The 11,634-nt window shown below is 46.6% G+C and carries 9 protein-coding genes; 5 read left to right on the plus strand and 4 right to left on the minus strand.

What is annotated here, in order from left to right; all coding sequences use genetic code 11:
• Nucleotides 1-3 precede the first annotated feature (3 nt).
• Together RA156_RS10965 and RA156_RS10970 are read right to left on the minus strand one after the other, a co-directional pair.
• Nucleotides 4-1,818 carry a T9SS type A sorting domain-containing protein gene (locus RA156_RS10965; RefSeq protein ID WP_306640103.1) on the minus strand — a complete coding sequence of 605 codons (1,815 nt, stop codon included), beginning with the start codon at nucleotides 1,816-1,818 and terminating at the stop codon, nucleotides 4-6.
• Between the two features lie 121 nt (nucleotides 1,819-1,939).
• A complete protein-coding gene (locus RA156_RS10970; protein ID WP_306640104.1) occupies nucleotides 1,940-2,851 on the minus strand; it encodes an ATP-grasp domain-containing protein in 912 nt (303 codons plus the stop codon).
• 141 nt (nucleotides 2,852-2,992) lie between these two features.
• Here RA156_RS10970 and lpdA point away from each other — a divergent pair, with 141 nt between their 5' ends.
• Nucleotides 2,993-4,381: a dihydrolipoyl dehydrogenase gene (gene lpdA, locus RA156_RS10975; RefSeq protein ID WP_306640105.1), complete on the plus strand. Its 1,389-nt coding sequence runs from the start codon at nucleotides 2,993-2,995 to the stop codon at nucleotides 4,379-4,381.
• A 66-nt stretch (nucleotides 4,382-4,447) separates the two neighbouring features.
• Here the strand turns inward: lpdA and RA156_RS10980 are convergent, their stop codons facing one another.
• Nucleotides 4,448-8,017, minus strand: coding sequence for a hypothetical protein (locus RA156_RS10980; protein WP_306640106.1), 3,570 nt, complete (start codon nucleotides 8,015-8,017; stop codon nucleotides 4,448-4,450).
• 157 nt (nucleotides 8,018-8,174) lie between these two features.
• Here RA156_RS10980 and RA156_RS10985 point away from each other — a divergent pair, with 157 nt between their 5' ends.
• The gene (locus tag RA156_RS10985) at nucleotides 8,175-8,903 is read left to right on the plus strand and encodes a phosphatase PAP2 family protein (protein WP_306640107.1); all 729 of its coding nucleotides are present in this window, start codon (nucleotides 8,175-8,177) and stop codon (nucleotides 8,901-8,903) included.
• 1 nt (nucleotide 8,904) lies between these two features.
• Here RA156_RS10985 and RA156_RS10990 read toward each other — a convergent pair whose 3' ends face one another.
• Nucleotides 8,905-9,687: a helix-turn-helix transcriptional regulator gene (locus RA156_RS10990; protein ID WP_306640108.1), complete on the minus strand. Its 783-nt coding sequence runs from the start codon at nucleotides 9,685-9,687 to the stop codon at nucleotides 8,905-8,907.
• Between the two features lie 147 nt (nucleotides 9,688-9,834).
• On the opposite strand from RA156_RS10990, the gene RA156_RS10995 reads away from it, so the two are divergent.
• Genes RA156_RS10995 through RA156_RS11005 form a run of 3 tightly spaced genes read left to right on the plus strand, consistent with a single transcriptional unit; the run spans nucleotide 9,835 to nucleotide 11,620 of the window.
• Nucleotides 9,835-10,230 (plus strand): YbjN domain-containing protein, encoded by a 396-nt coding sequence (locus RA156_RS10995; protein WP_306640109.1) that lies wholly within the window; start codon nucleotides 9,835-9,837, stop codon nucleotides 10,228-10,230.
• Between the two features lie 11 nt (nucleotides 10,231-10,241).
• Entirely contained in the window at nucleotides 10,242-10,976 is a 735-nt protein-coding gene (locus tag RA156_RS11000) for a PspA/IM30 family protein (protein WP_306640110.1), read from the plus strand.
• An 8-nt stretch (nucleotides 10,977-10,984) separates the two neighbouring features.
• Complete coding sequence (locus RA156_RS11005) at nucleotides 10,985-11,620, plus strand: OB-fold-containig protein (RefSeq protein WP_306640111.1); 636 nt, start codon at nucleotides 10,985-10,987, stop codon at nucleotides 11,618-11,620.
• Nucleotides 11,621-11,634 lie beyond the last annotated feature (14 nt).

The raw sequence follows: 11,634 nt of genomic DNA on the forward strand, positions 1-11,634 counted from the left end.
GATCTAGTTGATCTGAACTTTCTTCACCTCTTGGTATTTGCCGTTTCCGAAACGTACCATGTACATTCCAGGAGCAAGTCCGTCTACATTCAAGCTACGCTGGAAACCTGCGTTCGCTGGCGTAAGCACATCATGAGAAACGATTGCTCCACGGATATCAAAGAGATCAAGTACAATCTCTTCGCTATTCGGAAGATTCGACGCCTTCACCTGTAGAGTAGAAGGATCGCTCAGGTAAACTTGAGTATCAATATCTGAACCAGAAAGGTCGTTGATGTCTGTACTTCCGTCTAGATCGAAAGAGAAGATACGTGTGCGACGGCTACCATTCTGAAGGTACTCACCAGTAAACCAGAAGCGGCTTCCGTAAACTGACATGTGCGCGTAATCACCGTAACGGTTACCTCCTGACTGGAATCCTGAACCATCGATAATTACTTGCTCTTCGTAAGTCATTTGACCGAGTGGGTCATCAGCCATACGCCCTGTAAAACGAAGTCCTGGGAATTCGTTTGGACCACTGATTGAGTAAGCCATACCGATGTTCCCTTGGTTATCCATAGCGATACTTGCCATGAAGCGGCTTTCATCATCGTCTGGAGCAAAAGTTCCTTCTTGGTATAGGTACCAGTTACCATCATCGTTGTCACGAAGCTCGTACCAACGAATACCCGCTTGTAGGCCACCGAGGTCAACAACGTGGCAAAGAACCATCGTGTTGTATCCAACCCAACGACGGTATTGTGCACGGTAGTAGAAGATCATCGCTACAGCATCCAAACGCTGGTTTGTGTTTGGCTGCTCGATATCGTTCCAAGGACCAGTGAATACACAATCGTAAGCTGACGTTTCAATTTCCGAAACTACCTGAATCGTAGAGTTGTTTGGGTTATCCCAATCGATGTCCATTTCGATTACCTTGATGTGGTCATCAGAAACACCGCTCCATGCGTCATCGGCAAGCGTGAACATGTAGTTTGGTGTTCCTAGTGGTGGTAGATCACCGTCTGCATCTGCAGGAAGTGGGCTACGGAAACCACCGTTTGGTACGTTCGGGAAGTTCATGTCGATCATCCCAGCTGAAGGGTCACCTGCCAACATCTTGTCACGTTCGAAAGCTACTGCGTTGTCTACAAAAGCGTTTGCTGTCATGTAGTAGGCATCAGACCAAACAGAGTATTTCGGGTAATCAGGGAATTGAGCCAAGTTGAACTCGTATCCGTAGAATTCTCCTTCTGGATCTGGAGTCTGTGAAATAGCGATTAGGATTCCGTTCGACTTGAACTGAGAGATGAACCAACGGTCAGCGAACTCATCGTACATCACGATTGGATCACCTAGGTTTTCTTCTCCTGGCCAAAGGTTGTTCAAGTTAAGAGACGACATCACCGGCGTTCCCTCAAGGTTGTATGCGCGGTATGACGTGTTTACTGCTTGAACGAAGTGGTTTGGACCTGCAGCACCTGTTGGATCTGGTGGGAAACCACCACCCATTCCAGGCTTGTTTACCCATGAAGTCGCTCCTGAACGTGTTCCGTATACCGTCTGACGAACTGGATCTCCATTTTGAGGAAGGGCATTTTCTTGATCGATTTCAGCTTCCCATGCTTTACGCTCTGGCGCTTTAATCGGAGCCGCGATAGGCTCGTTCTTGTGTTGTTCCGCTAGGTCTTTTAGCGCTGGGATCTCCCAGAACTTCACACATTGTGTGTAGCGTACTTCCTCTGCGATTGGCATGCTATCCTGAGCATTCGCGGTAGAAACGAATACACAAGCACACACTAGAAGGATCAACTTACTGCGTAGTTGTTTTGACATTGTTCTTACAGGTTTCTTAAAGATTCTATTTCGAGTTGGTGAATATACAAGTATCCTCACGCCTGCCCTATCGCGACTGGTGAAAAGGATTAAGAAACCTTTCTTGAAAATTGGACTTTCACTAAAGCTTTCCGAGCAGTTGCATTACACCTTCAGCTAAAACATCTGCTGCTGCAGGATGTTCCCGGAACCATAGCTCCGGCTCAATCAGCTCCAACTCTCCCAAGGCTAGCTCGCCTTGGTTGTCTTTGATCATGTCTACACGAGCGTACATCGGGGCGAGTTCACACGCCGCAACAGCAGCCTCTGCAAACGCAATCTCTTCGGCGCTAGCCTGATGATGATGCACACTACCCCCAAAATCATCTTGCACACGGAAATCACCTGCCTTGGCAATCTTTCGAATGGCGTGAGTGTATTGACCATTCATAACCATCAAACTAAGCTCACCTTCTTTCTCGATGTTGTATTGGAAAGGCTGAAGCATCATGTCTTCTTGCGCCAATAATTCACGATAGATCGTTTCGTGTTCAGCAATATTGGAGGCACTCAATTTATAAGTGTGCCGAGCCGCTCCAGAAATTGTTGGCTTTAACACCCATTGCTCTCCACCAACATTTGAACACCATTCATTCAAACTGCCGTAGCTACTGGCATTCTTTGACTGGCGGAAATCACTGGTCACAATACGCACACCAGCTTTCTCGAGATCAGCCATGTAGTGTTTATCAATGTTCCAAAGGATTTGCTCCTTGGCGTTAACGAAGGTCGTTTGCTCACCCGCCGAATCAATCCATTGCTTGAATTCCGGAAAACGGTGAAAGTAATCCCAAGTCGTTCTGAAAATGGCCACTTTGGTCTGCCCCCAATCCGTGGCAGGATCTGCCCAGTCTTTCTTTTGAACGCTGAGTCCTTTCCGCTCCAGTGCCTCCATTACCAATCGATCTTCTAACAAGACTTGATCGATATACCAGTCAGTTTTCTCAGGCTGCACATACTGCGCTTCGGTCAAAATGGTCACGTCTACCTTCATATCTCAAAGAACGAAAGCGTGCGTCAAACTTGCAATAGCGACGAATAACTAGATGAAAATTAACTGAAGACCATACGATGTTCATTCATAGCGTTTCACTTCCTACCTTTGTGGCCGTTTCAATTTCGAACAACCACGCATATGAAATACGACGTTATAGTATTAGGAAGCGGACCTGGCGGTTATGTTGCTGCCATTCGTGCTTCACAACTAGGTCACAAAGTAGCGATCATCGAACGTGAATCTCTTGGAGGAATCTGTTTGAACTGGGGATGTATCCCAACCAAAGCGTTACTGAAGAGTGCCCAAGTATTCGACTATATCAATCATGCAGCAGATTACGGTATCAAAGTAGCCGGACAAGAAGTTCAGTTTGGCGATATGGTGAAGCGTAGTCGCGGTGTAGCTGACGGCATGAGCAAAGGAATCCAGTTCTTGATGAAGAAGAATAAGATCGACGTGATCATGGGTACTGGAAAGCTCAAGGCTGGGAAGAAGATCGACGTAACTGACGATAAAGGAGCAGTAGCTGAATACAGTGCTGACCATATCATCATCGCTACAGGTGCACGTTCACGTGTTCTTCCAAATCTACCTCAAGACGGAAAGAAAATCATCGGTTACCGCGAAGCTATGACCATGGCGAAGCAGCCGAAATCAATGGTTGTTGTTGGTTCAGGTGCCATCGGAGTGGAGTTCGCGAACTTCTACAACACGATTGGAACTGAAGTGACCATCGTTGAATACATGCCAAACATTGTTCCTGTTGAAGATCAGGAAGTGAGCAAGCAGCTTGAGCGTTCGTTCAAGAAGCAAGGCATCACCATCAAGACCAATGCAGAAGTAACTTCAGTTGACACGAAGGGTAGCGGATGCAAGGTTACGGTGAAGACGAAGAAAGGAGAAGAAGTGATTGAAGCTGATGTTGTCTTGAGTGCGGTTGGTGTTGTTTCAAACATCGAGAATATCGGACTTGAAGATGTTGGTATCGCTACTGACAAAGGCAAAATCATGGTGAACGATTTCTACCAGACAAACATCCCTGGCTACTACGCTATTGGTGATTGTGTTCCTGGTCCGGCTTTGGCACACGTCGCTAGCGCGGAAGGAATTATCTGTGTAGAGAAAATCTCTGGAATGAACGTGGAAGGTCTTGATTACGAAAACATCCCAGGTTGTACTTACTGTGCTCCTGAGGTGGCTTCTGTAGGAATGACTGAGCAACAGGCGAAAGACAAGGGCATCGACATTAAAGTTGGTAAGTTCCCGTTCTCAGCATCAGGTAAAGCGAGCGCTGCCGGACATAAAGACGGTTTTGTAAAACTGATCTTTGATGCGAAATACGGAGAGCTCCTTGGTGGTCACATGATCGGAGCTGGTGTCACAGAGATGATTGCAGAAATCGTTGCCGTGCGCAAGCTTGAAACTACAGGTCATGAGTTGATCAAAACAGTTCACCCTCACCCAACAATGAGTGAAGCGGTAATGGAAGCAGCTGCTGCTGCTTATGACGAAGTGATCCACATCTAATTGATGTTGATATAAAATGAGAAAAGGAGGGCCTTTGCCCTCCTTTTTGTTGCCCGATAATCTCGATCAATTGCAGGTTCCTCCGAAGCCTGCCAACAATCCTAACAAGTCAGAGGCATTGATTACACCATCCCCTGTCACATCACCAGGGCAGGTATCGGAAGATTCAAAGATGCATGAGCCATCGTCTATCCTGGCCACAGGATCATAATTGATAGCGTCTGGGTAGATGCATCCCGGCTGAGGGAGTGTATCGAAATCATCGGCTACTAGCGGGTTTGTTATCGTGAAATAGAGCTCAGCTCCATCGTTTACATCGTCGTCGTCGGTATCAGGATCATTCGGATCAGATCCGATTTCATCTACCTCTTCTCCATCAGAAACCAGGTCGCCGTCAGAATCAGGGTTTTCCGGATCAGTACCGTACTCCTCTTCTTCTTCGTAATCAGTCAGACCGTCTCCATCGGTATCCACCTCACTAGGAGTTCCAGGTACGTCTACTGAGAGCGTATCTACACAGCCGATGGTGTCAGTAACGAGCACTTCGTACAAAGTCGGAGTGAGCCCTGAAACATCCTGAGTCGTGTCTCCATTTGACCATAGGTAAGTATACCCAGGAACACCACCTTCTACATCAATGTCGATGGCTCCGTTCAGTCCGTTCGTTGACTCGGTCACAGAGATCGTATCCACGACTAGCTCGTCTGGAGATCCAATGACTGTGGTTGTTTCGTACCAACATCCGTTGGCGTCCGTCACACCAGTGAAGTAGCTACCACGACATAGATTCGTCACGTTGTATGGCTCTCCATCAATGTGCGTACCTCCGTCGAAGCTGTAGAGGTATGGCGCTTTTCCTGCTACTCCGCTGATTTCAGCAGTTCCATCACAACTGTAGAAACAGCTTGCAGGTGTTGTGTTTTGGACGAGACCTAACACGCCATACCCTATGACTTGGACATCAATAGTATTCGTACAACCACTTTTGTCTTTGACTGTCACTTGATGAATCCCCGGCGATAGGTTTTGGAAAGTGTTGGCCGCACCAAACGCTCCTCCATTGATGGCGAAGGTATACGGTGCTCCGTTTGCTCCATTCGGAGTGACAGTGATTGTGCCATCGTTATCACCATTACATGTCTCTTCAGTACTTACACCCTGATTGTTCCATGGAAGGATGTTCTTCACCGTCACATTTACCGGATCACTCTCACATCCAAGGGTACACTTCACTCGTATCTGGTAATCACCCGGAGTTGCATCCGCCAGCGAGAGTGAGTTGCCACCCATCGGGAAATATGTCAAGCCGTTGTTGGTCGAGTACATGTAAGGCCCACCTTGTCCACCAGAGGCATTGATCGTGATTGATGGAATGTCTTCCGGACAGTCATTATTGGTTACTACAGCTGTAGCGATAACTGGAGGCATTCCGGTGATTACGAAGCTACCTTCGCGTGTACAACCGGCAGCATCCACAATGGAATATTCATATAGTCCTGCTACTAGGTTATTGAAATGATGAACGGTCTTCGCCCCTGCCATGGTAATGTTGTTTGGGAATTGCAGCGGGCCATCTAAAAAGAAGCCTTGCAATTGAATTGTCACCACGTATCCAGGCGTTCCAAATTCAACACCAATTTCTGCTGCCCCATCGGCATAACCGAAACAAGTTGATGGCTCGAGGTCTATGTACTCCTTCAGGCCTCGGTTCAGAATAACCACTTGAGTAGTCACCACACAACCTTGGGCATCTATGATCTTCAGTTCGTAGGTTCCGTCTTGAAGTCCGTTATAATTTCCGGCTCCAAGCGCTCCGTTGTGTCCAATGAATTGGCTGAACGATCCATTCGCTTCGCGTCGCAATTCAGATGTAAATGGAGCCACACCCCCGGAAATCACTGAGTTGATTTGGCCATTATTCCCGCAAGTAGTATTCACTCCCGTTGCGTTCACTTGCAAGTTCGTATTCCAGAAAGTACACTCTCCCGTAGAAAGATCACACCATCCAGTCATACATGGATCTTCATGCACACATTGCTTGTATTCGTAGAAGTAGTAGGCCTCTGCTGCGCATTCCCCAGAAAGGACAACACTCTCGGCATATCCTGTTTCGGTCGATTGAAAATCTGTCTCCACAGTTGAGTACAGATGTAAGAACTGACCATCAACAATGACGTACATCCCTACCAATTCATAACACGGATCTGGAGTTGGAGCTACCAACAGATCAAGCCAGATCGGCACGTAAGTACACTCTCCTGTTTCGTCATCACAATCATCGTAGGTACAAGGGTCACCATCATCACAACTTTTCGGAACGAAGATGTGCACTACTGTCCAGTCACACACATCACCTTCGTCATTTTCGGTCACGCCAAAGCTCACGACGTTACTGTCTTCAGGTCCTGGTTGGTAATCTAGACCTACGGTAGAGCTCCCTCCGATGAATACACCATTGGCTGAAACTTGCACGCCAAGGTACTCGAGGCATGCCCCTGGTACTGAAGGTGTTTCCAGGGCATCTTGCCAAACTGGAGTATGCTGACAAACGCCCTGCTCATTGCAGAAATCGATGGTACACGGATCTCCGTCATCACAGTTCTGCGCGAAAACATGGGTGACAATCCAGTCACAAGGGAATATCTCCTCGTTGACCCCAGACGTAATTACATTGATATCAGTTGGTTGAGCTTGGTAACCCGCAGGCACCGTTGAGAATTCTTGTTGGTAAATTCCATTCACTACTACCTCAACACCCACATATTCGTAGCACTCACCTGGAGATTCAGGCTGCACCAACTCGAAGGTGAAAATTGGTTCATGAACGCATTCCCCAGTCTCCGGATCACAATAATCGACCGTGCATGGATCCCCGTCTGAACAATTGATCGCGGTGAAAACGTAGTTCACCTCAATCACAACACCATCGGCATTAATCACTTGCGTAACCAACTGATAGTCGAAGCCTTCAGGAATAGTCGTTGTTGACACGTGCGGACAGTAAGTACCCGTCTCTGCGTGGTAAATGGCTACCCCGGCATAGTCATAACAAGGAAAAGGTGAGTCTTGCGGAGTCGCAAAAGCAAATCCCCAGTATTCTTGAATAAGCGTACATGGATCGTACTCTTCAGCTTCAACCCCGAGATTATCAATCAAAACCAACGGCACGTCACCCACCGGATCTTCAATCACAAAACCCCAAGGATTGAGCAAAAGATTCGGGTCTGGAACCACAATTTGAATCGGCCCATCAAATGGCGCATCCAGCGGAATGACATCCAATTCTTGTGGCTGCGGATTGAACGAAATAAACTTCAATACAGCCCCTTGATCAGCCCCTCCTGGAGAGTTCAAATCAAATTGAATCACAAAGGGTGCGTTTGGAAGATTGAACGGACTTGCTGTCACATCCAATGGCCCGTAAAGTGCTTCTGTAATTGCGAATTGTCCATTACCCTCATAAGCAAGAGCACAATCGGCACCATTCACTGCAACAGATTGGAAGTTGTTATTTCCAGCTGCACTGCCCGAATTATACATCGGCGGGTTTCCTTGGCAGTTATTATAATCGTCAATGATTTGACCATTTACACTAAGAATGAACAGGGTGCTTAGGATAGATAGTAAAACTCGCATGGTAATAGGTTTTTACGGTTCGGCAATTCAAACATCAGAACTATATCTCGCTCAAATTCAGACCAATGAGGATTCGGTCAAACCCAACTAGGATTTGGCTGACCTTCGTGCGTTGATGGAATTGAATTGGGTATTATCTTCGAAGAGACTTTATCCTATGTGCCGAATTCTTCTTGTACTTAGCCTTATGCTTTCTTTCGCTAGCGCGGAAGCTCAGTTCACCCGTTACAGCAAGGGAACTCGGAACAACATGACCCTGATTGGAGTGCCTTTAGCACTCAGTGGTCAGCTCACACAAGGCAGAGTGACCCCATTAACGATGGAGGAAATAGCGAAGCTCAGAGAACGAGAGTTCAATCGCTTCGATCGATGGTCAATCCACCCCATCAACTACAACGCTGATAAAATCTCAGACTTCTTTGTTCTAACGAGTTTGGCGCTGCCAGCTGCCGCCATCCCAGCCATGAATACTGACCAGGCTGTCAATGGAATGCACTTGTATCTACAAGCCGCCATGGCGAACTACTTTCTGATGACCTTCACTAAAGGACTAGCCCATCGTCCAAGACCTTATGTATTTGAAGGAAGCACCCCAAGTGACATTCTAACTGATCGAGAAGCAACCATTAGCTTCTACAGCGGACATACCAGCACTGCTTCCACGTTCTCATTTCTGGCCGCTTCATTGATTCAACAATACAGCGGTTCACGAACAATTAGAACCTTAGGCTGGGTAACAGCGATAGCTGTTCCAGCCGTGGTTGGTTATCTACGAATGCGTGCTGGGAAACACTGGTACACCGATGTACTGGTGGGCTATGCTTCTGGTGCGATGATTGGAATGGGTATCCCCCTACTTCATAGCAACGACCGAAAGTTGAGATAATTCAACTCTTTTTAGCCAAGGCCGCTTCTAGCGCTTTCAAACGAGACTCCATATCATACGAGTCCAATCCACTATGTAGGTGTCTACTAACATTTTTAGTAATGACAGATTCAACTCTCCATGCCTGCTTGATGAGTTTCTGATCTACGATGCGAACCACCTGGTTTTCCGCATATGAATTCAATCGCCACTCACGAATACGGTGTCGAAGCACGCGGAAACAACCGATATCCTTTTCCGTCTGTATAAGGAAGGCCGCACGCCCTTCGTGATTAAGAACATCGTCTAAGTCAATGGAAGAAGCGATGGCGATTTCACCCTGACCCAAGACACCAGGTGCATCATCTGCGCCGAACTCAAGAGCTATGTACGAACGTCCTTTTGATAGCGGAAGACAGAGCGCCGGTAGGGACCCGAGAAAACGCGGGACATCAGCAGATTTCAATAAATCTTCTCTCTCGCCGATCGAAATGAATGGGATTTGCAATAGATCTGTCACATCACGCGAAGGAAGCAGGTTATTGGCACCAAATTGCTGCAGATCATCGCGGAAAATATCGAAGCGATACAGGTCGTTTACCGTTAATTCCTTGGTCAATAGGTCATCAATGGAGATCCCGAAGTGATTCGCTATTTCCATGATGGCAGGAATCTTGGGTTCAGCCCTTCCCTCCTCGTACGCCCCGATAGAAGCTCGCTTCACGTTAATAATATTAGCAAACTGCTCTTGACTCAGTCCTTTTACCGATCTAATCTTCTTTATATTCCTACCAATGTGCGACATAAGCGTGCTAATTATTTTGTCATTGACAAGTTTTTTAGTACTTTAGTGGTGTAAATCTAATATTTTCATCACACATACTAACGGATGCTAAAATTAATTTACGAAATTTCAATCCAATAACTGTTGAACCAAAACACATTTACCTCAATGTCAGACCATTTCGACAAGATCAAAGAGTACATCTCGGAGTTAAACTATTCCATCGTTACGGAAGACCATGCCTCTGGAATATTCATGATCGAAAACGAGAACTACGGTGTGAAGAATGTAGTGCTGTGTGTAGCAGATCCTATTCTCATCATCGAGCAATTCTTGTTCGAACTTAATGACCCGAATGAGTACATCTTGAAAGATCTACTCATGAAGAACCGTGATATCGTACACGGAGCATTCTGTCTGGATAGCACAGGTGAGAAAGTAATCTTCAGAGACACCCTTCAAGTATCTACCCTAGACTTGAATGAACTTGAAAGCACTTTGAACTCGCTTGCCTTACTCCTCACAGAGTACTCTGACCAACTCATTGAATACGCAAAACATTAAAACCCGTACCCATGAATATTTTTCGTCGCCTATTTAAGATCGGAAAAGCGGAAGCCCACTCAGCGGTTGATAAGCTGGAGGATCCGATCAAAATGACAGAACAAGGGATCCGCGACCTGAAAGAAGACCTCGACAAAGCCGTTCAGGCCTTGGCCGAAGTAAAAGCGCTAGCTATTCGCGCTCGTAACGACGTTGAAAGCGAAACAGAAAAAGCGAAAGACTACGAGAACAAAGCCATGATGCTACTTCAACAAGCGCAGAAAGGTGAACTCGATCCTGCTGAAGCTGATCGCCTTGCGACTAACGCCTTGGTAAAGAAAGAAGAGTGCGTAGCTCAAGTAGCACGCGCAAAACAAGACCAAGAGAAGTTTGAGAATCACGCGAACACGATGGACTCAAACATCAAGCGCCTCAAGAGCCAGATCTCTCACTATGAGAACGAACTCAAAACGCTGAAAGCACGCGTGAAGGTCTCTTCAGCTACAAAGAACATTAACAAACAAATGGCCGATATCGATTCATCGAGCACAGTGTCAATGCTGGAGCGAATGAAAGAGAAGGTGGCTCAAGAAGAAGCCCTAGCTGAAAGCTATGGTGAACTCGCCAAAGAGTCACGCTCGATTGATGATGAAATCGACAAGGCTCTTGAAGGTGCGTCTGAAGCTCAAGCCTCTGAAGCACTGGAAGCACTTAAAAAGAAAATGGGACTCGAAGGCGGTGACACCGGTGAGTCTACTGAATCATAATTCAACCAATGCTCGAATTCTTTAACACGGTATTTAGTCCTGCGAACGTCATTTCATCTGGCCTCCTGATGCTGGTTGTGGTCTACTGGATCACAGTTATGCTCGGAGCCGTTGACCTAGACTTCCTTGACTTCGACATCGACATAGATGGAGACGTTGATATGGATGCCGATGTAGACCAAGGTGGTCTACTCTGGCTGAACCACATATTGACCTTCTTCAATCTGGGTAAGATCCCATTCATGGTGTGGCTAAGTTTCTTGTCACTTCCGTTATGGCTCTTGCATGTCAATGCCAACAACCTCCTCGGAATCGAGTCTTTTCTTTTTGGGTTGATCACCTTCCTCCCTGCACTGATTGTAGGATTGTTCATTGCCAAATTTGCCACTTGGCCCTTCGTTGGCCTCTTCAATAAGCTTGAAGAAGGAACCAAAGAAAAAGTCATCCTCGGTAAAGTAGGAACGGTGATTATTAACGCCACGCATGATTCCCGCGGTCAAGCGGAAGTTGAATCAGCTGGCAGCTATCTCATGCTCTACATCGTGACCAGAAAAGGTGTAGAGGTGAAGAAAGGTGACAAAGTGCTTTTCATCCAAGAGATCGAAGGCACCGACGATTACCTGATCGAACCCTATTTTGATTAACTAAACCTATTATT

Origin of the sequence: Sanyastnella coralliicola (genome assembly GCF_030845195.1) — a bacterium.
In the GTDB taxonomy this organism is placed as follows: Bacteria; Bacteroidota; Bacteroidia; order Flavobacteriales_D; family Sanyastnellaceae; genus Sanyastnella; species Sanyastnella coralliicola.